This is a genomic window from Allobosea sp. LjRoot237, from assembly GCF_964253285.1.
Lineage (GTDB): Bacteria > Pseudomonadota > Alphaproteobacteria > Rhizobiales > Beijerinckiaceae > Allobosea.
In genome coordinates, this window is sequence record NZ_CAXUQP020000001.1 from 241,230 (window position 1) to 265,141 (window position 23,912).

General features: G+C 64.0%; 24 protein-coding genes. 15 read left to right on the plus strand and 9 right to left on the minus strand.

From position 1 onward, the window contains the following. The first annotated feature begins 83 nt into the window (after nt 1-83). From ACSQ24_RS01100 to ACSQ24_RS01125, 6 genes are read left to right on the plus strand one after another with little or no spacing between them, the layout of a single operon-like run. Complete coding sequence (locus ACSQ24_RS01100; RefSeq protein ID WP_436092904.1) at nt 84-998, plus strand: branched-chain amino acid ABC transporter permease; 915 nt, start codon at nt 84-86, stop codon at nt 996-998. Then, nucleotides 991-2,013: a branched-chain amino acid ABC transporter permease gene (locus ACSQ24_RS01105; RefSeq protein ID WP_436092905.1), complete on the plus strand. Its 1,023-nt coding sequence runs from the start codon at nt 991-993 to the stop codon at nt 2,011-2,013. The genes ACSQ24_RS01100 and ACSQ24_RS01105 overlap by 8 nt, the downstream gene beginning before the upstream one ends. Next, entirely contained in the window at nt 2,010-2,762 is a 753-nt protein-coding gene (locus tag ACSQ24_RS01110; protein ID WP_436092906.1) for an ABC transporter ATP-binding protein, read from the plus strand. The genes ACSQ24_RS01105 and ACSQ24_RS01110 overlap by 4 nt, the downstream gene beginning before the upstream one ends. After that, a complete protein-coding gene (locus tag ACSQ24_RS01115) occupies nt 2,762-3,463 on the plus strand; it encodes an ABC transporter ATP-binding protein (RefSeq protein ID WP_436092907.1) in 702 nt (233 codons plus the stop codon). Before ACSQ24_RS01110 ends, ACSQ24_RS01115 begins: the two co-directional genes overlap by 1 nt. Next, on the plus strand, nt 3,450-4,577 hold the full coding sequence (locus ACSQ24_RS01120; RefSeq protein WP_436092908.1) for an alpha/beta hydrolase: 1,128 nt from the start codon (nt 3,450-3,452) through the stop codon (nt 4,575-4,577). Before ACSQ24_RS01115 ends, ACSQ24_RS01120 begins: the two co-directional genes overlap by 14 nt. After that, nucleotides 4,574-5,395, plus strand: a complete 822-nt coding sequence (locus ACSQ24_RS01125) for an aspartate dehydrogenase (RefSeq protein ID WP_436092909.1) — start codon at nt 4,574-4,576, stop codon at nt 5,393-5,395. Before ACSQ24_RS01120 ends, ACSQ24_RS01125 begins: the two co-directional genes overlap by 4 nt. A 242-nt stretch (nt 5,396-5,637) precedes the next feature. On the opposite strand, the gene ACSQ24_RS01130 is transcribed toward ACSQ24_RS01125, so the two are convergent. Next, nucleotides 5,638-5,835: a hypothetical protein gene (locus tag ACSQ24_RS01130; protein WP_436092910.1), complete on the minus strand. Its 198-nt coding sequence runs from the start codon at nt 5,833-5,835 to the stop codon at nt 5,638-5,640. Nucleotides 5,836-5,910: 75 nt separating this feature from the next. Continuing rightward, a complete protein-coding gene (locus tag ACSQ24_RS01135) occupies nt 5,911-6,480 on the minus strand; it encodes a TetR/AcrR family transcriptional regulator (protein ID WP_436097800.1) in 570 nt (189 codons plus the stop codon). A 110-nt stretch (nt 6,481-6,590) separates the two neighbouring features. Between ACSQ24_RS01135 and ACSQ24_RS01140 the strand changes: the two genes are divergently transcribed. From ACSQ24_RS01140 to ACSQ24_RS01160, 5 genes are all read left to right on the plus strand, one after another. Then, nucleotides 6,591-7,379 (plus strand): SDR family NAD(P)-dependent oxidoreductase, encoded by a 789-nt coding sequence (locus ACSQ24_RS01140; protein WP_436092911.1) that lies wholly within the window; start codon nt 6,591-6,593, stop codon nt 7,377-7,379. Nucleotides 7,380-7,440: 61 nt separating this feature from the next. Beyond that, nucleotides 7,441-8,535 carry an alkene reductase gene (locus ACSQ24_RS01145; RefSeq protein WP_436092912.1) on the plus strand — a complete coding sequence of 365 codons (1,095 nt, stop codon included), beginning with the start codon at nt 7,441-7,443 and terminating at the stop codon, nt 8,533-8,535. Nucleotides 8,536-8,593: 58 nt separating this feature from the next. Then, complete coding sequence (locus ACSQ24_RS01150; RefSeq protein WP_436092913.1) at nt 8,594-9,046, plus strand: DUF2147 domain-containing protein; 453 nt, start codon at nt 8,594-8,596, stop codon at nt 9,044-9,046. A gap of 60 nt (nt 9,047-9,106) precedes the next feature. Further along, entirely contained in the window at nt 9,107-10,108 is a 1,002-nt protein-coding gene (locus tag ACSQ24_RS01155) for an NADP-dependent oxidoreductase (RefSeq protein WP_436092914.1), read from the plus strand. A 106-nt stretch (nt 10,109-10,214) separates the two neighbouring features. After that, on the plus strand, nt 10,215-11,045 hold the full coding sequence (locus ACSQ24_RS01160) for an alpha/beta fold hydrolase (RefSeq protein ID WP_436097801.1): 831 nt from the start codon (nt 10,215-10,217) through the stop codon (nt 11,043-11,045). A 395-nt stretch (nt 11,046-11,440) separates the two neighbouring features. On the opposite strand, the gene ACSQ24_RS01165 is transcribed toward ACSQ24_RS01160, so the two are convergent. From ACSQ24_RS01165 to ACSQ24_RS01180, 4 genes are all read right to left on the minus strand, one after another. After that, complete coding sequence (locus ACSQ24_RS01165) at nt 11,441-13,099, minus strand: MFS transporter (RefSeq protein ID WP_436092915.1); 1,659 nt, start codon at nt 13,097-13,099, stop codon at nt 11,441-11,443. A gap of 102 nt (nt 13,100-13,201) precedes the next feature. Further along, nucleotides 13,202-14,392, minus strand: coding sequence for an acetyl-CoA C-acyltransferase (locus ACSQ24_RS01170; RefSeq protein ID WP_436092916.1), 1,191 nt, complete (start codon nt 14,390-14,392; stop codon nt 13,202-13,204). Nucleotides 14,393-14,424: 32 nt separating this feature from the next. Further along, entirely contained in the window at nt 14,425-15,165 is a 741-nt protein-coding gene (locus ACSQ24_RS01175) for a nitroreductase (protein ID WP_436092917.1), read from the minus strand. Nucleotides 15,166-15,171: 6 nt separating this feature from the next. Continuing rightward, a complete protein-coding gene (locus ACSQ24_RS01180) occupies nt 15,172-16,836 on the minus strand; it encodes an AMP-binding protein (RefSeq protein WP_436092918.1) in 1,665 nt (554 codons plus the stop codon). 409 nt (nt 16,837-17,245) lie between these two features. Here ACSQ24_RS01180 and ACSQ24_RS01185 point away from each other — a divergent pair, with 409 nt between their 5' ends. Continuing rightward, the gene (locus ACSQ24_RS01185; RefSeq protein WP_436092919.1) at nt 17,246-17,884 is read left to right on the plus strand and encodes a TetR/AcrR family transcriptional regulator; all 639 of its coding nucleotides are present in this window, start codon (nt 17,246-17,248) and stop codon (nt 17,882-17,884) included. Between the two features lie 200 nt (nt 17,885-18,084). Here the strand turns inward: ACSQ24_RS01185 and ACSQ24_RS01190 are convergent, their stop codons facing one another. Continuing rightward, entirely contained in the window at nt 18,085-18,717 is a 633-nt protein-coding gene (locus tag ACSQ24_RS01190) for a TetR/AcrR family transcriptional regulator (protein ID WP_436092920.1), read from the minus strand. A gap of 126 nt (nt 18,718-18,843) precedes the next feature. On the opposite strand from ACSQ24_RS01190, the gene ACSQ24_RS01195 reads away from it, so the two are divergent. Next, the gene (locus tag ACSQ24_RS01195) at nt 18,844-19,722 is read left to right on the plus strand and encodes an SDR family oxidoreductase (protein ID WP_436092921.1); all 879 of its coding nucleotides are present in this window, start codon (nt 18,844-18,846) and stop codon (nt 19,720-19,722) included. Nucleotides 19,723-19,735: 13 nt separating this feature from the next. Further along, entirely contained in the window at nt 19,736-20,161 is a 426-nt protein-coding gene (locus tag ACSQ24_RS01200) for an organic hydroperoxide resistance protein (RefSeq protein WP_436092922.1), read from the plus strand. A 281-nt stretch (nt 20,162-20,442) separates the two neighbouring features. Here ACSQ24_RS01200 and ACSQ24_RS01205 read toward each other — a convergent pair whose 3' ends face one another. Then, nucleotides 20,443-21,606: a mandelate racemase/muconate lactonizing enzyme family protein gene (locus ACSQ24_RS01205; RefSeq protein ID WP_436092923.1), complete on the minus strand. Its 1,164-nt coding sequence runs from the start codon at nt 21,604-21,606 to the stop codon at nt 20,443-20,445. 36 nt (nt 21,607-21,642) lie between these two features. Then, on the minus strand, nt 21,643-22,608 hold the full coding sequence (locus ACSQ24_RS01210; protein WP_436092924.1) for a tripartite tricarboxylate transporter substrate-binding protein: 966 nt from the start codon (nt 22,606-22,608) through the stop codon (nt 21,643-21,645). 132 nt (nt 22,609-22,740) lie between these two features. On the opposite strand from ACSQ24_RS01210, the gene ACSQ24_RS01215 reads away from it, so the two are divergent. After that, complete coding sequence (locus tag ACSQ24_RS01215; protein WP_436092925.1) at nt 22,741-23,658, plus strand: LysR family transcriptional regulator; 918 nt, start codon at nt 22,741-22,743, stop codon at nt 23,656-23,658. Nucleotides 23,659-23,912 lie beyond the last annotated feature (254 nt).

The window sequence follows — 23,912 nt, forward strand, 5'->3', positions numbered from 1 at the left end:
CAACGGCCTACACCTCACCCTGCCCTCTCCTTACAGGAGAGGGTTCCCCGCGCCCTTGTCGGGGCTGTCCGGCTTCCGCAGCGATGACCCTCGTTCTCGAACAATTGCTCAACGGCCTGCAGTTCGGCGTGATGCTGTTCCTGCTCGCGGCCGGGCTGACGCTGATCTTCGGCATCATGGGCGTGATCAACCTCGCCCATGGCTCGCTCTACATGGTCGGCGCCTATGCCGCCGCCTTCGCCGCGGCGCAGACGGGCTCGGTCCTGCTCGCCATCCTGGCGGGCCTTGCGGCCGCCGCCCTGGCCGGCATGGCGATGGAGCTCTTCGTGCTGCGCCGGCTCTATGCCCGTGACCATCTCGACCAGGTGCTGGCGACCTTCGCGCTGATCCTGATCTTCAACCAGAGCGTGACGATCCTGTTCGGGCGCCAGCCGCTCTTCGTCTCGGTGCCGCCGGCGCTCAACGGCTCGGTCGAGCTGCTGCCCGGCCTCACCTATCCGGTCTACCGGCTCATCATCATCGCCGTCGGTCTCGCCGTCGCGCTCGGGCTCTACCTCCTGATCAACCGCACCCGCATCGGCATGCTGGTCAGGGCCGGCGCCACCCACCGCGAGATGGTCCGGGCGCTCGGCGTCGACATTCGCCTGCTCTATACCGCCGTCTTCGGATTGGGGGCCCTGCTCGCTGGCCTTGCCGGACTGATGGCCGGGCCGATCCTGGCCGTGCAGGTCGGCATGGGCGAGCAGATCCTGATCATGACCTTCGTCGTCGTGGTGATCGGCGGCGTCGGCTCGATCCGCGGTGCCTTCTTCGGGGCCCTGCTCGTCGGCCTCGTCGATACATCCCTGCGCGCCTTCCTGCCCGGCCTGCTGCGCCAGGTCATGACCGGCTCGGAAGCCGACGCGCTCGGTGCGGGCCTCGCCTCGATGGGCATCTACATGCTGATGGCCGTGGTGCTGCTGGTGCGGCCCAAGGGACTTTTCCCCGCCAATGTCTGAGGACGCCATCACTCACGCTGGTCCAACTGCGCCGAATGCAGGCCGTGCCTTGGCGCTGCTCGCGCTGGTCCTCGGACTCGTAGCGCTGCCCTTTCTCGTCCAGGCGCTTGGCCAGCCCGCGCTGGTGCCGCTGGCGACCCGCGCGCTGATCTATGCGATCGCTGCCGCCAGCCTCAATCTGGCGCTCGGCTTCGGCGGCATGGTTTCGTTCGGACACGCCGCCTTCTTCGGGGTCGGCGGCTATGTCGTCGGCATCCTCTACCGGACTTACGTCGACGACGGCCTCTTCCTCGGCCTGATTCCGGGGACGAGCCAGCTGCTGATCACGCTGCCCGCCGCGATCCTGGTCGGCGGCTTGCTGGCCCTGCTGATCGGCGCGCTGTCGCTGCGCACCAGCGGCGTGCAGTTCATCATGATAACGCTCGCCTTCGCGCAGATGCTGTTCTTCCTGTTCGTCTCGCTCAAGGCCTATGGCGGCGATGACGGCATGACGATCCGCCGCCGCAACGAATTGTTCGGCCTCAACACCCGCGACGACATCACCTTCTATTTCATCTGCCTTGCGGTCGCGGCGCTGGTCTTTCTGGTTCTCTGGCGCATCATCGGCTCGCGTTTCGGCATGGTGCTGGCCGGCATCCGCCAGAACGAGCGACGCATGGCGGCGATCGGCATCGCGCCTTATCGCTACAAGCTCGCCGCCTTCGTGATCTCCGGCATGGGCACCGGCCTCGCCGGGGCGCTGATGGCGAATTATCTGCGCTTCGTCAGCCCCGACATGCTGCACTGGACCAAGTCGGGCGAGCTGATGATCATGGTCATCCTCGGCGGCGTCGGCACCTTGCTCGGCCCGCTCTTCGGCGCCGCAGCGCTCGTCATCCTCGAGACGGTGCTGACCTCCTGGACCGAGCATTGGCAGCTCATCCTCGGGCCGATCCTGCTGCTGGTGGTCCTGTTCACGCAGGGCGGGCTCAACGGGCTGTTCAACCGGCTCAGTATCGGCAGGAGCGAGCGATGAGTGAGCCGCTCCTTTCCGTCCGCGGCCTGCGCAAGCGCTTCGGCGGCCTCATCGCCACCGACAGCGTCGATCTCGACGTGGTCGAGGGTGAGATCCATGCGCTGATCGGTCCGAATGGCGCCGGCAAGACCACATTGCTGACCCAGCTCTTCGGCGAGCTCAGCCATGATGCCGGCGAGATCAGGCTGGATGGCGAGGCGATCGACGCGCTGGCGACGCCACAGCGCGTGCGCCGCGGCCTCGCCCGCACCTTCCAGATCAATCAGCTCCTGCCGGACTTCACCATGCTCGACAATGTCGCGCTCGCGGTGCAGGCGTGGCAGGGGCACAGCTTCCGCTTCTTCGCCGATGCCCGTTGCGACAAGGGCCTGCGCCCGCGCGCCCGCGAGCATCTGACCGCCGCCGGCCTCGCCCATCGCGCCGAGGTCATGGTCGCCGACCTCTCGCATGGCGAGCAGAAGCAGCTCGAATTTGCCATCGCGCTCGCCTGTGAGCCGCGCCTGCTGCTGCTCGACGAGCCGATGGCGGGTCTCGGCCATGCCGAGAGCGAGCAGATGGTCGCGATGCTCTCAGGGCTGAAGGGGCGCGTCACCATGCTGCTCGTCGAGCACGACATGGACGCGGTTTTTGCGCTCGCCGACCGGATCTCGGTGCTGGTCTATGGCCGGATCATCGCGACCGGGACGGCGGAGGAAATTCGCGACAACAGCGACGTCCGCACCGCCTATCTCGGTGAGGGAGACGCCTGATGCTGAGTGTGCGCAACCTGCAATCGGCCTATGGTGCGAGCCAGGTGCTGTTCGATGTCGGCCTCGACATCGGCGATGGCGAGGTGGTGACCCTGCTCGGCCGCAACGGCATGGGCAAGACCACGACGGTGCGCTCGATCATGGGGCTGTTGGCGCCGAAAGGCGGCGAGATCAGCTTCGACGGCCGCGCGCTCCAGGGTCGCGCGCCTGAAATCATTGCCCGCTGTGGCGTCGGCCTCGTGCCGGAAGGCAGGCAGGTCTTCCCGACCCTGAGCGTGCGGGAGAACCTCGTCGCCACCGCCGCCAACCGGCTCGGACGCGCTTCGCCCTGGACGCTGGAGAGGGTCTACGCGCTGTTCCCGCGCCTTGAGGAGCGCGCCGGCCAGTCCGCCCGCACGCTGTCGGGCGGCGAGCAGCAGATGCTCGCTGTCGGCCGAGCGCTGATGACCAATCCGAAGCTGCTGATCCTCGACGAGGCGACCGAGGGGCTGGCGCCGGTAATCCGGGCCGAGATCTGGCGCTGCCTCGAGGCGCTCAAGGCGCAGGGGCAGTCGATCCTGCTGATCGACAAGAACATTGCCGTGCTCAAGCGCCTCGCCGATCGCCACTACATCATCGAGAAGGGGCGCACGGTCTGGTCCGGCTCCAGCGCCGAACTCGCGGCCCAGGCGGAGATGGTGCATCGCTATGTCGGCGTCTGAGACCAATGTGCTGGAACTCGCGGCGGAGAGCGCCGAGGCCGATCCCATTGAGGCCCTGCGCGAGGCGCTGAGCGCCCTTCTCGACGGCATGATCGCCGCCGGCCGCGGACCGCATCATCTGCTCGAGATGAGCTGGGCCTCGGAGCAGCCTGCGGCCTTTCATCTCTCCCGTCACGAGATCGAGCTGGCCTATCGCGAGGTCCTTATCGGCTTCCGGCCGCCGATCCGGCTGTTGCCGAAGGACGGCCCCGGCCTGACGGTGCACGCCCGCCTTGCCGAACCGGGGCCGCTGCCGGATGTCGAGGTCGACGGTTATCCGCTGCGCGAACTTGCCCGGCAGTACAGCCCGCGCCTGCAGGCCGACATGAAAGCGCTGTTCCGGCAATGGAGCAGAGATGGCGCGGGTTTTCGCGCCAGTCATGCCGGGCTCGATCTCGCCTATGGCCCGGGTCGCTTCGAGACGCTCGATCTCTATCGCCCAGCCGGCGCGCAGCTCCCTCCGATCTTCGTCTTCGTCCATGGCGGCTACTGGCAGGCCTCCGACAAAATCCAGCACGCTCAATTCGCGCAGGGCCTGCTCGACGCCGGTTTCGCGGTCGCCATGCCGAATTACGGGCTGGCGCCGGAGACAGCCCTCGAAGCGAGCATCGTCCAGACCGTCGCGGCGCTGAGCTTTCTCGTCCAAGAAGCCGAGGCGCTTGGTCTCGATCCTGCCCGGCTGCATCTGTGTGGCCATTCTGCCGGCGCTCACCTCGCCGCCATGGCGCTGGCCTCGCCGGGCTGTCCGCCGGTCGGCTCTGCCCTGCTGCTTTCCGGGCTCTATCATCTCGAGCCGCTCGGGCATCTGCCGATCGGCCGCCTGCTCGGCCTTGCCGACCCCGCTCGCGCGATGCGGCTGAGCCCGCTTTCCCAGCCGCGACCGCTTGTGCAGAACATCGCCTTGGCGGTTGGCGAAGGCGAGAGCGAGGCGTTCAAGGCCCAGTCGATCGCGCTGGCCGAGACCTGGCGCATACCGGAGCCATTGATCTGCCCCGGGCATCATTTCAGCATGCTCGACGGGCTGAATGGCGGCGCGCTGCTCGATCTGGCGTTGCGGATGGCGGCCCGCCAATGACGAGCCGCCTGCGCAAGCCGCTCCGCATCGCGCTCATTGGCTGGGGCGCGATCAACCGGCGCGTCGTCGAGTTGCTGTCGGGCGCGCAGGACGCTCGGGGACTAGCCATCGTCGCTATCGGCGTCCGATCGATTGCGCGCGCCGACGACATCCCCGCCGGCGCGGAGCTCGTGACCGACCCCGGGCAGCTTGCCGGGCTTGACCTCGACCTCGTGATGGAAGCCGCCGGCCGCGAGGCGGTCGCGATCTGGGGTGAGGCTGCTCTGCGCTCCGCGCCTGCCTTCGCGATCGCATCGGCCAGCGCGCTGACCGATGCCGCGCTGCTCGAGCACCTGCTGGCGACGGCCGAGGCCAGCGGCAGCCAACTCATTCTTCCCCCCGGAGCGCTCGCCGGAGTCGACGGCGTCGCGGCTGCATCGGCGCTGCCGCTCGACGAGGTCGTCCACAGCATCGTCAAGCCTCCAGCGGCCTGGCGCGGCACCCCGGCTGAAGAGATGGTCAGGCTCGACGCGCTTCGCGCGCCGGTCACTTTCTTCACCGGTTCGGCGCGCGAAGCGGCGGTTCGGTTTCCTCAGAACGCCAATGTCGCGGTGATCTCGGCGCTTGCCGGCATCGGGCTGGATCGAACCCGCATCGAGCTCGTCGCCGATCCCGGTATCGCCGCGAATTGCCACCGCCTGAGCGCGTCCGGCGCCTTCGGCCGCCTGGACGTCGTGATCGAGAACAGGGCGCTTGCCGGAAATCCGAAATCGTCGGAGATGGCGGCGCTCAGTCTCGTCAGGACGATCAGAAACAAGGTCGCGCTGCTTTCTCGATAGAGCACCCGCACAAGGCTCGCGACGCAGCTTGGCGGAACCCGAAGAGCCATTCGTGACGCGCCTATTGTCTCGGCCCAGCGCTCGCAGGCCAGCGGGAGAGCGCAGCACGTCGTTTCGGCCAATCGCCGACGCGGTTGCTAATGCACCGCGACCATCCAGGACTGGGATGCGCATCTACCGCGCTGCTGCCTGACCTGGGCCGCGAACCATCGGACACGCGCGAACTCTACACCGGGCATGTCCTAACCCTGGCGCGGCAGCTGGCCGCTCAGCTCGATCCGCATCTGGCGGATCGGGAAGGCACTGCCATTTCCATCTTCGCGACCCTGATCGGTGCGCTGCAGCTGGCTCGGGCCGTCGATAATGCTGAACTCTCGGGTCGCATCCTCACCGCGGGTGCCAACGCCGCCCGCGCGCTTGCCGCGCCGGTGCGGCAGCATGACTGCCTCGCGATCGGTGCCGAGCTTCGCGAAGGGGAGGGACCTCGTTTGCCTGCACCGGACCAGGTAACGGGTTTATCTGGCGCTGGCAGGTTGCGGATTGATGCCAGCATCAATCCAGGAACGCGTCTGTTCCAGCACCTCATCCGAAAGCGCTGGGTCGTCTACCGCCCGGGCGAGGATCACGGCTCCCACCATCGCCGCAAAGCTTCCGATCGCCACGCGGCGTCTGTCTGCCGCAGCCAACTCCGGGAGCGCCTTGCCGACGCGGTCGATCTGCGAGCGAAGGCCTTCGGTCATGGCTGAGCGTGCCGCCGGGGTCTGCAGGCGCACGGCGGCCGCAAGGCTCGCCGTCGGGCAACCACCGGCGCAGTTGTCGCGATGTCGGGGTGAAAGATAGTCGTCGAGATAGGTGCGAAGATCGCCCCCTTCGCCTGCGTCCGCGGCGAGGACATGGGCAAGGGTCTGCGCGATCAGGTCGTCCTTCGAACTGAAATGGCCATAGAAGCCGCCATGGGTGAGCCCGGCGGCTTTCATCACCTCCGCCACGCTGACCGCGTCGAACCCCTTGTCGCGAAACAGCCGGCTGGCAACCTCCAGAATCCGGCGACGGTTCTCCGCCATCTGGTCTCGACTGACCCTCATTTCAAAATTCTCCGCAGGCTCCGTTGACATTTACATGATGAGCATCATATTAAACCACAATCATGATGAACATCATGAATATAGGTTTCAGCACAGAAAAGAGCAATGCCATGACCGCCATTCCGTCAGTCCTCATCACGGGCGCCTCCACCGGCATCGGAGCCGCCTATGCCGAGCGCTTCGCGCGCCGCGGACACGACCTCGTTCTGGTTGCCCGTGACAGGGCGCGCATGGAGGCTCTGGCGGCTCGCCTGCGTCAGGACAATCGCGTGGCGATCGACATCATCCAGGCTGATCTCACCAAGGCCGACGAGCTTGCAGCGGTCGAGACGCGGCTGCGCGATGACGCCCGCATCGGGATCCTCGTCAACAATGCCGGAACGGCCATCGGCGGAAGCTTCGTCGAGCAGAGCACCGACGATGTCGCGCGGCTGGTTGCGCTCAACACGACTGCGCTTCTGCGGCTTGCCAGCGCCATCGCCCCGCGTCTTGCCAAGGCCGGCGAGGGAGCGATCGTCAATATCGGCTCCGTGGTCGGCCTGGCGCCGGAGTTCGGCATGACGGTCTACGGCGCAACCAAAGCCTTCGTGCTGTTCCTGTCGCAGGGGCTCAGCCTCGAGCTCGGACCGAAGGGTGTCTACGTCCAGGCCGTGCTTCCCGCTACGACGCGAACCGAGATCTGGGGGCATGTCGGCGCCGACGTCAACACGCTGTCCAATGTGATGGAGGTGGGCGATCTGGTCGATGCGGCGCTGGTCGGCTTCGACCGCCGCGAGCCGGTCACCATCCCGCCGCTTCCCGATGCCGGGCAGTGGGACGCGCTTCAGGCCGCGCGCCAGGCCATGCTTCCGAACTATCGCAACGAACATCCCGCCGAGCGGTACCGCACGGTCGTCTGAGCACCAACCAAGCAATCTCGACAAACGGCCCCGCTACCGCGGGAACAAGCAAAGGTGAGTTATGACGAGCAAGACCCTGTTTGAGCCCTATACTCTCGGCTCGCTGATCCTCTCCAATCGGATCGTGATGGCGCCCCTGACGCGCAACCGTGCCGGCCCGGGTTTCGTGCCGAGCGACCTCGCCGCTGAATATTATGGTCAGCGCGCGTCGGCCGGCCTGCTGATTTCCGAGGCCACGCAAATCTCGCGGCAGGGACAGGGTTACCAGGACACGCCCGGCATCTACTCACAGGCGCAGATCGACGGCTGGCGCAAGGTCACGACCGCCGTGCACGCCAGGGGCGGGCGGATATTCCTGCAGCTCTGGCATGTCGGCCGCGTCAGCCACGTCGATCTCCAGGAGAACGGGGCGGCGCCGGTCGCGCCGTCGGCGATCCGGGCCGCAACCAAGACCTTCGTCAATAACGGCTTCTTCGAGGTCTCGGAGCCGCGCGCCTTGGCCCTCGACGAGTTGCCGGGGATCGTGAGCGACTTCCGGCAAGCGGCCGCGAACGCCATCGCGGCCGGCTTCGATGGCGTTGAGATCCATGGCGCCAACGGCTATCTGCTCGACCAGTTTGCCAGGGACGGCGTCAATGTCCGGACGGACGCCTATGGCGGATCGGTCGAGAACCGGGCCCGGCTGATGCTGGAGGTCACAGCTGCGGTGGTCGACGAGATCGGCGCCGGGCGCACCGGCATCCGGATTTCGCCGGTCTCACCGGCCAACGGTGTCTCGAGCAGCGGCCCCCAGGCCCAGTTCGACTACATCGTCGATCAACTCGATGCCTTGGGCATCGTCTACATCCATGTCGTCGAGGGCGCCACGGGTGGACCGCGCGATGTCACGCCGTTCGACTTCGGCTCGCTCCGCCGCCGCTTCAAGAATGCCTATGTTGCCAATAACGGCTATGATCTCGACCTCGCGACGTCGCGGCTGGACGAGGACAAGGCCGATCTGTTCGCCTTCGGCCGCCCCTTCATCGCCAATCCCGACCTGGTGGAGAGGCTGGAGACCCGCGCACCGCTGGCGGCTGTCGACCCGGCTACGATCTATGGCGGAGGCGCCGCGGGCTACACCGACTATCCCGCCATCGCGGCCGCAAGCCGCCCATGAGCCATGCGCGGCAACCATCCACTCGACAGCAGTGCCTCATTCTTCGGAGATCACCGCCATGAGTCTTCTGAAACAATCTGCCGCTTTCGCGCTCACGGTGGTCGCGGCACTCGCATCCTCGGCTGCGTGGGCGGATAATGCCTCGCCAGTCGGCCTGTGGAGGAACGTCGACGACGTCAGCGGCAAGCCTAGGGCCCTGATCCGCATTTCGGAAGCGAATGGCGCTCTGCAGGGCAAGATCGAGAAAGTCTTCCTCGCCGCGAACGAAAGCCCAACCTGCACGAAGTGCGAAGGCGCGTTGAAGAATGCGCCGGTCATCGGACTGGTGATCCTGTCCGGCCTGAAGAAGGACGGCGCCGAATTTACCGGCGGCCGGATCCTCGATCCGGATAATGGCAAGACTTATAGCAGCAAGATCTACCTGACCGACGGTGGCAAGAGGCTCAACGTGCGCGGTTTCGTCGGTATATCGATGCTCGGTCGTTCGCAGATTTGGCAGCGCCAAGAATAGGCGGCGGAGACCGACGGGAAAACTGCTCGATCCAGAGCGAACCCGTAGAAAGAAGTTATCATGAGAGCCTTCATCGTCGATCGATACAAGAAGAACGGCGCGTTGCGCTTCGGCGACATACCGGAGCCGCCGGTGCGGGATGACGATGTCCTGGTCGCGGTCCACGCAGCCGGGCTCAACCTTCTGGATTCGAAAGTTCGCGACGGCGAGTTCAAGCTCATCTTGCCCTACCGCGCGCCCTTCATCCTGGGACACGACGTGGCGGGCACGGTGGTCCGCGTCGGATCGAATGTCCGGCGCTTCAAGCCGGGTGACGAGGTCTATGCCCGGCCGCGCGATGGCCGGGTCGGGACGTTCGCGGAGTTCATCGCCGTGAACGAAGCCGACCTGGCGCTGAAGCCCGAGAACCTCACCATGGAGGAGGCGGCTTCCATCCCGCTTGTGGGGCTGACGGCCTGGCAGGTGCTGGTCGAGCGAGCCGGTCTGCGAAAGGGGCAGAAGGTCCTCATCCACGCCGGCTCCGGCGGCGTGGGCACCTTCGCCATCCAACTGGCGAAGCATCTCGGCGCGACCGTCGCGACGACGACGGGCACGGCGAATGTCGAGCTGGTGAGGAGCCTCGGCGCCGATGTCGTCATCGATTACAAGAAGCAGGACTTCGAGAAGGTCCTGTCCGGCTACGACGTGGTGTTGAACAGCCTGGACAGCGACACGCTTCAGAAATCCCTGAAGGTTCTGAAACCCGGCGGCAAGCTGATCTCGATCTCCGGTCCGCCGGACCCCGAATTCGCCAGGGAACAAGGACTGAACTGGGTCCTGAAGCAGGTCATGCGTCTTCTGAGCTTCGGCATCCGCAGGAAAGCCAAGGCTCGGCGGATCAGCTATTCGTTCCTCTTCATGCGCGCGAGCGGCGAGCAGTTGAGCCAGATCACATCGTTGATCGAGGCAGGGATCATTCGCCCCGTCATGGATCGGGTCTTCCCGTTCGAAGCGACCAACGAGGCCTTGGCCTACATCGAGACGGGACGGTCAAAGGGCAAGGTCGTCGTCAAGCTGAGGTGAGGGTGGTCGTCTTTGCCTACAGGCCAAGACGGCGCCGATAGCGTGCGCCTGTCGCGCATCCAAGGAAACGATCGTGAACATGTCGCGTCCACCAGAAACCAGCTCCATGACGTGGAAAGATGTGCCGACCAGGAGCATCGATGCTGCAGGGACGAGGTTCGTCTATCGGCAGCTCGGGACCGTGGCCGATGTCCCGGTGATCATGCTGAATCACTGGGGCGCCACCCTGGACAACTTTGATCCGCGCATTGTCGACGGCCTTGCCGCGAGCAGGCCCGTGATCGCCGTCAACTATCGTGGTGTCGGCGCATCGGGCGGCAAGGCACCGCTCACGGTGGCGGAGATGGCCGAGGACGCGATCGCCTTCATCCGCGCGCTGGGCCTCAGGCAAGTCGATCTGCTCGGCTTCTCGCTTGGCGGTTTCGTGGCGCAGGAGATCGTGCTGAAAGAACCGGGTCTTGTCCGCAAGGTCATCCTGACCGGTACCGGTCCGGCCGGGGGCGAAGGAATCTCGAGAGTAGGTCCGGTCTCCTGGCCGCTCATCATCAGAGGGATGCTGACCTTCCGGGACCCGAAATTCTACCTCTTCTTCACCTCGACCGCGAATGGCCGCCGCGCCGCGAAAGCCTTCCTGGAACGCTTGAAGGAGCGCAAGGCGGGGCGCGACAAGCCGATCACGATGGCCGCGTTCCTGAGGCAGCTCAAGGCGATCAAGGCCTGGGGCATGCAGGCGCGGCAGGACCTTAGCGCCATTTTGAAGCCTGTTCTCGTGGCGAATGGCGATCAGGATAAAATGGTCCCCAGCAGCAACTCGATCGACTTGGCGCGCCGCCTGCCGAATGCCGAACTCGTTCTCTACGAGGATGCCGGGCACGGCGGCATCTTCCAGTATCACGAGGCTTTCGTGAGGAAGGCTTTGGAGTTCCTCACGCGCTAAAGCGAAGCTATGTCGTGCAGTATGCGCTGCAGGCCGCTCGCGTCGCTACATGATCGGCTTGCACGGAGCTTGGCCCGAGGCGAATCCTGCTCGGCCAGCGCGAGAGGTGGAAACGCCGCCGAGCTCAACAATGGGCTTGTCCTCGGAAAAAAGCGGACGGCCAAAAAGCCCATGACGATCTCCACCGATCTCGGGCGCATCGAGCGCCATATCGTTCCCCTGCCAAGTGCGCGAACTCCATAACTCTCTGGCGGTTCGGCCGCGCATGCCTACCAGTTGGATTTCCGGAAGGTTCGGCCCGCAGTCGTCGAGACATGGTCTACCGCTTGAACGGCACGGGCATACGTTTGACCAGTGATCAACCACATGCCCGCGCGAGCTGCTCAACAGGCGCCTTACGCCTTCGACAAGTCGACCCTGTACGTCTCCCGGGCGAAGATCAGGCTCAGCACGAGGCACGCGGCGGCGATCCCGACCGGGTAGTAGAGACCGGAGTAGATGTTGCCCGTGGCCGCGACGATCGTGAACGCGGTCGCCGGCAGAAACCCTCCGAACCACGCCGCGCTCATGTGATAGGGGAACGACATCGCGGTATAGCGGATCCGCGAGGGGAACATCTCCATCAGCGAGGTCGTCGTCGGCGCGAACGTCATCGCACCGAAGGTCAACAAGAGCGAAAGCAGCAGCACGATGACGGGCGCGTTGACGTCCGCGGCGGCTGCATTGCCGAGTGGATACAGTTTCTCGGTCAGCGCCGCCGTCAGTTCCTTGTCGAAGCGCGCCTTCTGGGCCGCGGCGTCCGGAGCATTGCCGATATAACCGATGATGGCGCGGTCCCCGACCTTGACTTGGGCAACACCAGCATCGCTCGATTTGACGGTCGAGTAGTTCAATCCGAGCTTGGCCAGGGAGTCGCTGACGACGTCGCAGGACGAGGTAAACTTCGACGTTCCGAGGGGATTGAACTGAAGCGAGCAGTCGTTGCTGCTTGCCGAAATCGAGATCGGGTGGTTCCGTTGCGCCCGCTCCAGAGCCGGATTGCCGTAATGCGTAAGACCTTGAAAGATCGGAATCGTGAGCAGCGCCGCCGACAGGTAACCCGCGAGATAGACCGGCTTTCGCCCGATGCGATCCGACAGGCTTCCGAACACGACGTATAGCGGAACGGTCAGGACGGTGGCGAGGATCAGCAGGGTGTTCGCGGTCAGCGCCTCGATCCGCAGGACCTTGGTCAGAAAAAACAGCGAATAGAACTGGCCCGTGTACCAAATCACCGCCTGCGCAGGCAGAATGCAGAGGGCACCGATGATGATGTACCGGACGTTCTTCCAGTTGCCGAAGGCCTCCGCCAAAGGAGCCTTGGAAGCCTTGCCCTCGGCCTTCATGCGCTTGAACTCGGGTGACTCGTCGAGCTTCAGCCGAATCCACAGGGACACGCCAAGCAGCGCGATCGAGACTAGGAACGGAACGCGCCAGCCCCAGTTGGTGAAGGCATCCGCGCCGATCGAAAGCCGGAGCGGGATGATAACGGCAACCGCAAGCAGGAAGCCCAACGCCGCCGTCAGGATGACGTAGGCGGTCCAGGTTGCACGTTTCCCCATGGGTGCGTGCTCGGCCACGTAGATCATGGCGCCGCCGAATTCGCCGCCGAGCGCCAGCCCCTGCAACATTCGCATCGAGATGAACAGGATCGGCGCTGCCATGCCAATCGTCGCGTAGGCAGGCAAAAGACCGATGATGAAGGTCGAAAGGCCCATCAGCAGTATCGTGATGAGAAACGTATACTTGCGACCCACCAGGTCACCGAGACGACCGAACACAAGCGCTCCGAACGGGCGCAGCATGAAGCCCGCAGCGAAACCCAGCAGCGTGAAAATGAATCCGGCCGTTGGGTTGACGCCTGAGAAGAAGGCTTTCGCGATCTCGGACGCCAACAGGCCGATCAGGAAGAAGTCGTAAAACTCGAAGACCGTCCCAAGAGACGCGGCGACGATGACCTGCTTATCTCTTGCCGATATTCTTTGCTTTGCTGTCATAGCTTCTAAAGTAGTCATGCGTTCCTCCCACAGTTTTGAGATATCCCCGACGTCAAATTTTTAGTGACGTTCTTTAGGGTCGAGATTTTTCTCTGATATTCGAGCGGGACCGCGCGGCCTTTACTGGCAAATCTCGATGGCAACAGCGGTGGCCTCACCTCCACCGATGCAGACAGAAGCAATGCCGCGGCTCAACTTCGCTTCTTGAAGGGCGGATAGAAGGGTCACCATGATCCGGGCGCCGGAAGCGCCGATCGGATGCCCAAGGGCACAGGCGCCGCCGTTGACGTTCACGCGCTCTGCTTGCAGTCCCAGTGCGCGCATCGCGGCCATCGGAACGACTGCGAAGGCCTCGTTGATCTCGAAGAGGTCGACATCGCCGACCCGCCAATCGACCTTCCCGAGAAGGTCGCGAATGGCTTGAACGGGAGCCATGGGGAAGCGATCGGGAGCTTCGCCATGGGTCGCGTGCCCCATGATGGCGGCCAGCGGCGTCAGCCCACGTCTCTCGGCCTCGGATCGGCGCATGAGAACCAATGCGGCGGCTCCGTCCGAAATCGACGATGAGTTGGCGGCGGTGACCGTTCCTCCGGCGCGAAATGCAGGGCGCAACGTCGGAATCTTCTCAACCCGCGCCTTCCCGGGCTGCTCATCGATCGAGATCACCTGCGAAGCGGTCTTGTCTTCCGGCAGCGTGATCGGCGCGATCTCCGCAGCAAAACGGCCTTCGGCGATCGCCGCCTGAGCCCGTAATAAAGACCGGATCGCGTACTCGTCCTGAAGTTCGCGGCTGAACTGAAATTCCTCGGCGCACTGTTCGGCGAAGACACCCATCGGGATGCCCTTCTCGTAGGCGTCCTCGAGGCCGTCCATGAACATGTGATCGATGGTCCGACCGTGGCCCATGCGATAGCCGGACCGCGCACGGTCGAGCAGGTAGGGCGCATTGCTCATGCTTTCCATGCCGCCCGCCACGGCGACATTCACGCTGCCCGCGACGAGCAGATCGTTCGCCAGCATGGCCGCCTTCATGCCGGAGCCGCACATCTTGCTCACGGTCGTCGCTCCCGACCGGACGGGGATGTTCGCCTTGATGGCAGCCTGGCGCGCCGGCGCCTGCCCCTGTCCCGCCGTCAGAACGCAGCCGAAGACCGTTTCCTCGACACTCTCGGGGGCGAGGCCAGATCGTGCGATTGCCGCCGAAATGGTGTGGGCCCCCAGTTCCGCCGCGGTGAGCTTGCTCAGGCTGCCCTGGAAGGCGCCCATCGGCGTCCTGGCGGCACCGACGATGACGATCGGATCTTTGGACATCGAACCCGCTTTCGTGGAGGATTTGACGACATTCACTCGTGGAACTGCGTGAATTGAGAGACTTCGATCCGCCCACTGATCAGCGAGTTCTCGGGAGCGCTCGGATCGGATTTGCCGATCGCCATGCCGGACAGAACGACATGCGTGTCGGGAATATTGAGTTGCTCGTGAACAACCCGGCCGTACTCGCACCAAGCCTGCTGTGGGCACGTCTCCAGACCGAACGCCCGGGCCAGGATCATGACGTTCTGCATGAACATGCCGCAGTCGAGCCACGACCCATGGAGCAGGCTGTTCTCCATGGTGAAGAACAGGCCCATCGGCGCGCCGAAGAACTCGAAGTTCCGCAGCATCGCCCGCTTGCGGCTCTCATAGTCGGTACGCTCGATGCCGTAGAGACTGTACAGCGCGTATCCGACCTGCCGACGACGCGACAGATAAGGTTCCGGTATCGGCGTCGGCGCGTAGGCATACTCGTCCGACCGCTCGCCGGCTTCCGCGGCGGCAGTCACCGCCCGTGCCAGGCGATCACGTGTCTCTCCGACGACCACATGCACGTTCCAGGGCTGGAAGTTGGTCCCCGACGGAGCCCGGGCAGCCGCAGTCAGAATTTTTCGGATGATGTCGCTGGGAACCGGATCGGGGAGAAACCGGCGAATGGATCGCCGGTTCTCGACCGCATCAAGGACCGAGAGCCCGGTCTCGCTCACCTTTCGCTGTGCGCGGGCTTCCGCGGCAGCCACGGGGTGAACGGCCAGTCGCTTATCCGACATGCCCGGTCACTCCGCGGCAGCGGCGGACAATTGCGCGCGGCGCTCCTGCCGCAGGAGGAAGCGCTGGATCTTTCCGCTCGCCGTCTTCGGCAGTGCATCGACATAATGAATGGCGCGAGGATAAGCGTGCGCCGCGTACCGCACCTTGACCCAGTTCTGGATGTCCTTGGTTTGCTCCGGGGAAGGCGTTTCGCCGCTCTTCAGGACAATATAGGCTTCCAGGACCTCGCCGCGGGTCAAGTCGGGTACCGCAATCACGGCGCACTCGTTCACCGCCGGATGCGTCACGATGACCGACTCGATCTCGAACGGTCCGATCCGGTAGCCGGCCATGATGATGACGTCGTCATCACGCGACGAGAAGAAGTAGTAGCCGTCCTCGTCCCTCCGCCCGGCATCGCCGGTCAGGTACCAACGTCCGTTTCCAGCGAACTTCTCGGCGCTCTTCTTCGGATCGTTCAGGTATCCGTCGAACCAAGCCAGCGGGCTGTCCTTCAGCTCGATCGCCACACGTCCGAGTTCGCCGATCTCGGCCGGCTCGTCATCGCGCTCCTTCAGGACCAAGGCCGACCAACCCGGCAACGGGATGCCCATCGATCCCGGCTTTAGGCCGCATGCGAGATCGGGATGGTGATGGTTGTTGAGCAGCATGCCCGCCTCGGTCTGACCGAAGTGGTCATGGACGGAGACGCCCAGGACGCCGCTGGCCCATTCGTTGACTTCCGGGGTCAGCGGCTCACCGGCGCTGGAAGCACAACGCAGCTTGGTGATCGCAGGAATGGTGCCGGTGAAGGCGCGGAGCGATCGATAAATGGTCGGAGCCGCGGTGAAGTTGGTGACACCGAACTTTGCGAGGGTCCCGAAGGTCGTGGCCGGATCGAAATTCGCCTGCAACAGAAGGCTGGGCACGCCGGTCGTGAACGATCCTAGGATGCCGAAATACAGCCCATAGGCCCAGCCCGGATCGGCCGCGCACCAATAAAGGTCGTCGTTCGTGAGCCCGAGCCCGTATTCGGCGTAGACCTGAAAGCCGGCCAGCGCCTTGGCGGGCACCACGACGCCCTTCGGCGTGCCTGTCGTGCCCGAGGTGAAGATCTGGATGATCGGCGCGTCACCGCCCAGAGCCGCCGCCTTGAAGCCCGGCCGCGAGGCGGCGAGAACCGCGTTGAACTGGAACGCGCCAAGCGGCAATTTCTCCGTCGGAGCTGTGCTGATCACCCGCCATGGTGCGTCGAAGGGAATATCGTCACCTGGCGCCAGCTTCGCCTGCTGCGCCTCGTCGCAGACCACGATCTTCGCTTCGCTTCCCTTCAGCCTGAACGCGATGGCCGGCGGCGCGAATGCGGTGAAGATCGGGACATGGACGGCGCCGAGCCGCCAGATGCCCATCAGAGTGACCAGGTATTCGACGCTCTTTCCCATCAGCGTCGCAACGCGGTCGCCCGGCCGGACACCGAGGTCGTAGAGCGACGCTGCGAATTGCTCCGAACGCTGCCGCAGATCGCCATAGGTCAAATCGAACGAGGTCAGATCGCCGGAGACGACCTTGTAGGCGAGCGCATCCGCCGGCCGGTTATCGCAAAGCTGTGCAGCAACACTCAGGTCGGGAGCGCTGTACAGGTCCACGAGCTGCTTCACGCGCACGAGCGCTGACGCGTATTCGACTGCCATCTCGGCCACTCCCAGTGCTGTGATCTTTTTTTGATACATCCACCGGCCGCGTGGGCCCGGCGCCTCAAGTCAGGGGCGCGCTCCAACGCAAGGGGAGTCGCGAACATGGCGCAATCGGGCTGAAAGCATAATCAAAATTCTCTCCCTACTCCGCCATTAGAGGCAGCAATGCCGCTTTTGTGCGGTCTTCTTTTTAGTTTCTGAAGCATATGTAGAATTATAATTCTACTTATGTCAAGCGACCACGGACCTCGATTCCGGCGATTCTCACGAGGTGATCGGACCTCGTCGGATGGGGGCTCTTCGGGAGCTTGGATTCTGTAGGAAAGAGCCGATAGAAACGGGGACCAAGCTGGGCTCTTCGTGGACGTGGAGCTTTGACGCCGAACCGACCGACAGGCCGCCACAGATGAGTATTTCGCAGACCGGACGAAAAGGTCGGAGCGCGCAGGTCGCGAATGAGAAGCGCCTCGCGATATTGCACGCCGCCCGCGACCTGGTGACGAGGGTCGGATTCCGGGAGGCACAGATGAATGCCGTTGCCGAGGAAGCCGGTGTCGCGCTCGCAACGCTCTATCGGAACTTCTCGTCGAAAGCCGAACTCATGGTCGAGATCGTCGGCATCGTGTCCCAGCGCGAGGTCGACGCGGCGGCGGGAATGGCAGTCAGTGAAGGATCATCGGCGGACCGTCTCTGGGCTTCGGCCTGGATCTTCGCCAGCCGAGCATTACGCGGTCGCCGGCTCGCGCATGCCCTCGTCGCCGAGCCCGTCGAACCCGAAATCGAGACCGCGCGCCTGATCTACCGTCGCAAGCTCGCGCGTGTCTTCGAGACGGTGATCGACCAAGGCATCCGCGACGGGGAGTTTCCGTCACAGGACGCACAAGCCTCGGCGGCTTGCATCGTCGGCTCGCTTTTCGAGGGCCTCGTCGGTCCGCTTGCGCTCGATGGTCATCGAACCGATGCCGAACGCGAGGCTCACGCGAGGTCCATCGTGGCATTCTGTCTTCGTGGCGTTGGCCATACAGGCGCTATGCCGAGGCCGTGAGCGAGAGCACCCACCGGACTTGCAGCTTTCAAGTGCGAGCGTCGCCCTGAGGTTCGGCAGCAGTGGATGCGCGGACCGCGGCCATCGGCCTCGTCGAAGGCCTGCGTCGTCATCTGCCACCCGGTCGGCGCATTCTCACCCAGCGGGCCGAGCCGAAATCGACATCGAGCCCTTCAGGCGCGAGGCCGGCCCAATCGATTTCAACGAACCCGCGGCAGGCCAATCGACCCATCTTCAAGCAACAATCTGGCTGCATCGCGGTTTGCGTCCGCTATGGCTGGGTCGCGCGTCGATTGCGCGATCACGATCGAGCCTTGGATGAGCGACAGGATCTGGAGCACGGCTTTTTCAGGCCTGTTCAATGCCAAAGGCTCGATGAGCGACGCCACGAATTCATGCAAGCCCTTGAAATAAGTGGCGATGATTGCCTGCACTTCGGGAGAATTGGCGTCGGGTCCGAACTCGGCCAGCCCTTTTACGAACGGACAGCCGCGGAAGGACGGGGCTCGAAATGACTCGCCCAGCGCGTCGAAAATAGCCAGGACGCGTTCCAGCGGCGACAGCCCTGGTTTCTCCGTCGCGGTTGCGAGCATCTGGAACCAGACGGCGCTTTTGAGCCGCAGATAAGTAGCGATCAGGTCGGCCTTGGACGGGAAGTGCTTGTAGAACGTCATCTTGGCCACGCCGCTTTCGGCGATGATGCGGTCCACTCCGACGGTGTGGATACTGAACCGATAGAACAGATCCGACGCCGCCTTCAGTATCCGTTCGCGCGGGGCGAGGGCGTGAAGCGGCTGCGCCTCCAGATCCCCGAACTCCGGCACGTCCTGCATTTTCATCTCTCATCTGACCCAATCGGCACATAGACAGACTAATCTGTCTATTTTTCGATTGCAATGGACATACAAGTCTGTCTAGTGAGTAGCGATGCCCTCCAGATCGATATGAAAGGACCTATGATGGACAAGAAGATTGTTGTCGTGACCGGCGCGAGCAGTGGCTTCGGAAGACTGACCGTGTTGGAGCTCGCGAGACGAGGACACACCGTGATCGCGACCATGCGCGATGTCGACGGGAGGAATAGTCAGGTCCGGAGCGAGTTGATCGAAACCGCGAAAGCGGAAGGCAACGTGCTGCAGGTTCTTGAAATGGATGTCGCCGACGAGGCGTCGGTCAATTCGGCGATCGACCATGTCGTCAAGCAACATGGAAAAATCGATGCATTGATCAACAATGCAGGAACGATGTTCATCGGGGTTACAGAAGCCTACACCATTGCGGATATCGAACGGCAATTCGCGGTCAATTTCTTTGGCGCCGCGCGAGCCGACCGCGCCGTTCTGCCGCATATGCGCGCCGCCGGCCGCGGACTTCTCGTCCATGTCACGTCGTTGATGGGCCGGCTGATCTTTCCTTTCTTCGGTGTCTATTCCGCGAGCAAGTTTGCACTCGAGGCGCTCGCCGAATCCTATCGCTACGAACTGTCAAGCTTCGGCGTCGACTCTGTGATCGTCGAACCGGGGCCATTTCCCAGCAACCTGCTGCCATCCAGTCCGGCGCCGTCGGACGAAGGCGTGCTGACATCCTATGGAGCGGTCGCGGAGTTCCCGGGACAAATCAAAGAGAACTCCGCCCAATCGCATGATGCTGCCAATCCGCCACGCCCCCAGCTGGTCGCCGATGCCATCGCGCGGCTGGTCGAAGCCACGGAACGGCGTCCGTTGCGGACGGTCGTCATGCCCGACGGCATGGATCTCGGGGTGGAACGGCTGAACGAGGGCGTCTCCTCTATCCAGAACGACATGCTCCGCGCACTCGGCATGTCGGGCATGATCTGATCGGAACGAGACCATGGACACACTCTACAGCACCCGGGTCACCGCGATCGGCGGCCGCAGCGGCACCATCCGCAGCGAGGACGGCCTTCTCGATCTTTCGCTGGCGCTTCCCACGGCGATGGGCGGCAAGGGCGGCGCGACCAATCCGGAGCAGTTGTTTGCAGCCGGCTATGCGGCCTGCTTCGAAAATGCAGTGATCCACGTCACTCGCAACAAGATCGCCAAGGTGAAGGATAGTGACATCGTGGTGGTGGCCGAAGTCGCCTTGTCGCCGAATGGCAGCGGTGGTTTCGTGCTTTCGGTGGCGCTAGATGTCGCGATCACCGGGTTCGATCAGGCGACCGCCGAGGAGATCGTGCAGGCGGCGCATGCGACGTGCCCCTATTCGAACGCGGTGAAGGGCAGTATCGACGTGGCCATCACCATCACGACGAATTGAGGTCGGTGCGGAAGCGGATATGACGGGAATGCGCGACAAGCCATTGCGCCTTGATCGTCAGATCTGCGTCACGCTCTATGCCGCGTCGAACTGTTGACGCGGCTCTACCGCTTGGTGCTTGAGAACTCGGCCTCACCTGTCCGCGATATCTTTAAGCGGGTCAGGTGCGAGGCCGAGCCCCACGGCATCGGCGCCGCGTCAGTGCCGGCGCATCTGTCGGCTGAGCCAGACCTGATTGAGATCTTGGGGCGATGGGTCGTTGTTTGATCGTGTCGTGGCGGTCACGACGCTAGGCTGCGCATCTCGCTGATCAGGTCCGCCTTGCCCTCGAAGCCGATGCCCGGCAGGTCCGGCATGACGATGTGGCCGGCCTCGACGCGCACGCCGTCGGGGAAACCGCCATAGGGCTGGAACAGGTCGGGGTAGGATTCGTTGCCGCCGAGCCCTAGCCCCGCTGCGATGTTCAGCGACATCTGGTGGCCGCCATGGGGGATGCAGCGGCGCCAGGACCAGCCGTTCTGCTTCAGCATCTCCAGCGTGCGCAGATATTCGACGAGGCCGTAGCTCAGCGCGCAGTCGAACTGCAGCCAGTCGCGGTCCGGGCGCATGCCGCCATAGCGGATCAGGTTGCGCGCATCCTGCATCGAGAACAGGTTCTCGCCGGTCGCCATCGGGCCGGGATAATGCTCGGCGAGCCTGGCCTGGAGGTCGTAGTCGAGCGGATCGCCCGCCTCCTCGTACCAGAACAGGTCGTATTGGCGCAGCGCCTTGGCATAGGCGATCGCGGTCTCCAGGTCGAAGCGACCATTGGCATCGACCGCGAGCTTGCAGCCGGTTGGCAGCATCTTCAGCACGGCCTCGATGCGCTTGCAGTCGTCGGCCAGCGGCGCGCCGCCGATCTTCATCTTCACGACGGTGTAGCCGCGGTCGAGATAGCCCTGCATCTCGGCGACCAGCCCCTCCAGCCCCTTGCCGGGATAATAGTAGCCGCCGGCGGCATAGACGAAGACCTTCGGATCGGCCTGCGTGCCGTGGCGCTCGGCCAGCAGGCGGAACAGCGGCTTGCCGGCGATCTTGGCGACGGCGTCCCAGACCGCCATGTCGATCGTGCCCATCGCGACGGAGCGCTCGCCATGGCCGCCTGGCTTCTCATTGGTGAACATCGCTGCCCAGACCTTGCCCGGGTCGAGGTTGCCTTTTTCAGCATCGAGCAGGCTCTCGGGCACCGCCTCGAGGATGCGCGGGGCGAAGCGCTCGCGGATCAGCCCGCCCTGGCCATAGCGCCCATTCGAATTGAAGCCGTAGCCGATCACCGGCTTGCCGTCGCGGATGACGTCGGTGACGACGGCAACCAGGCTCAGCGTCATCTTCGAGAAGTCGATGAAGGCATTGGCGATGGGCGAGGCGATCGGAGCGGTGCGCTCCCGGATGTCGACGATACGCATTTAAAGGGCTTCCTGATGGGAGGAGATCGGCTGGGTTCAGTCGGCGAACTGACCGGCGGCCTGGATCAGCGGACGCCAGCGAACGATGTCGCTTTTCAGGGTCTGCGCCAGGGCGTGCGGCGTGGCTTTTTCCGGCGTCGGTACCGTGCTGATGTCAATGAAGCGGCTGGCGAGCGTGGGGTCCTGCAGAGCCTTCGCCAACGCTGCCGACAGCGTCTGAACCACGGAGTCAGGGGTCTTCGCCGGCACGAAAAGGCCGTGCCATACGCTGATTTCCATATTGGAAAGGCCGCCTTCGCCAGCTGTGGGCACATCGGGAAGCGCAGGGATTCGCTGCGTGCTCGTGACGGCATAGCCCTTGATGCTCTTCGACTGCAGCTGGGGCGCGGCAGTGGTGGCCTGCTCGCAGCCAAGGTCTACCTGGTTCGCCAGCAGCGCCTGCAGTACCGGCCCGCCGCCCCGGAAAGGCACCTGAGTGAGCTTCTTGTCCACGGCCGCCATGAACAGCAATCCGCAGAGTTGCGAGGAGGCGCCCAGGCCTGAATGGGCAAAAGTCACATCCTGCCCGCGGGCTTTGACGTCCTTGATCAGATCCGCGAGCGATTCAGGCTGATATCCCGGCCGGGCGATGATCGCCATGCTGGCATCCGAAACGACGCCGACGGGCTTGAGGTCGGCCGTCGGATCGAAAGGCAGCTTGCGATAGAGCGTGACGGCCGTCGCCAGTCCGAGATGGTTGAGCAGGATGGTGTGCCCGTCGGGATCGGAGCGAACGGCTCGATGACTGCCGGTCGTGCCGCCAGCGCCGGCCACATTCTCGACGATGATGTTCTGGCCGAGAATGCGGCCCATCGTTTCCGCGGTCACACGAGCGACCGTGTCGGTCGGCCCGCCGGCGGCAAAGGGAACGATCATCGTGATCGGCCGTGAAGGATAATTCTGCGCCGCAGCCGGCGTCGCGATCGCCGCCGCCAGCAAAATGCCAAGAGCCAGTTTCGCCATCGTTGCCTCCCCGTTTTTTGGTTGACGGGACGATAGAGCGAGCCGAAGGGAATATCAGCCACCTCTGGCGTGGTCATTTTTCATCCAAGCCATTCCATTTGGAGATGGCTGTAAAGCTCTGCCGGAGGTTTCATGCGCAGCTTCGACCCGGTATCCTTGCGCCTGTTCGTCGCCGTCTGCGAGGAGGGCAACATCGCGGCCGCCGCCCAGAGAGAAGCGATCGTGCCCTCGGCCGTCAGCAAGCGCCTCGCCCAGATGGAAAGCGAAGCCGGCGTCAGATTGTTTGAGCGCGGTCGTCGAGGCGTGACGGTCACCGCCGCGGGCGAGGCGCTCTGGCGCTATGCGCGCGAGTCGCTGCAGATGCTCGACCGGATCAAATCGGATCTCGGCGCCTTTGCGCAGGGCGTGCAGGGCCAGGTTCGCGTTTTCGGCAGCAAGTCGGCGCTCGCCCAGTTTCTGCCCAATGATATCGGTCGCTTCGCCAAGATGTATCGCGACGTCCGAGTGAGCATGGAAGAGCGGGAAATCTGGGAGGTTGTAAGGGGTGTCGAAGAGGGACGAGCCGATATCGGCGTTTGCTGGGATGCGGTGGACTTCCGGGATCTGACCCTCTTTCCCTATCACCGGGATCACCTCGCCGTCGTCGTTCCCGAGGGGCACCCGCTTGCCAGCCGCGACTCGGTCGCCTTCATCGAGACTCTGAACTACGAGCACGTCGATATCCTGGCTCGCAGCATCTTGCAGCAGAGACAACGGAGTGCTGCAGGAGCAGCCGGAAAGCAGCTGATCCACCGGATCCAGGTGTCGACGGTGGATGCCGCCTACCGGATCGTTGCCGCTGGATTGGCTGTCGCCATCGTCCCTGGCGAGGAAGCGCGCGCCGTTCAGCAGGCGCTGGGTCTGACGGTGGTCCCGCTGACCGATGCTTGGGCCCGCCGCCAATTCGTCATCTCGGTAAGGAACAGGGGATTGTCGCTTCCTGCCAGTCTCCTGGTCGAAAAGCTCCGGGATGCCGCCGACGCCGGCAACACTGATCAGCGAGCGCATTGACGTCTGCAGTCAGGCGACCGTCGAATGTCCGGTAGAGGCGCACACCGGTCCAAAATCGGGATGAACCGAACCGGCTGAGCGCTGCCCTTCGCGGCAACGCTCAAACGTGCCATCGGATCGTCTGGCGATCGCATCTGCAGAAAACGAGTGAATCCAAGGCGAAGTTGCGCCAATTGGCGTCACTCAGTTCGTGGCAAGGCGGGGTCCACTGCTTACGGACGCCTCGCCTCGCGCAAACACAACTTGCCTAATGG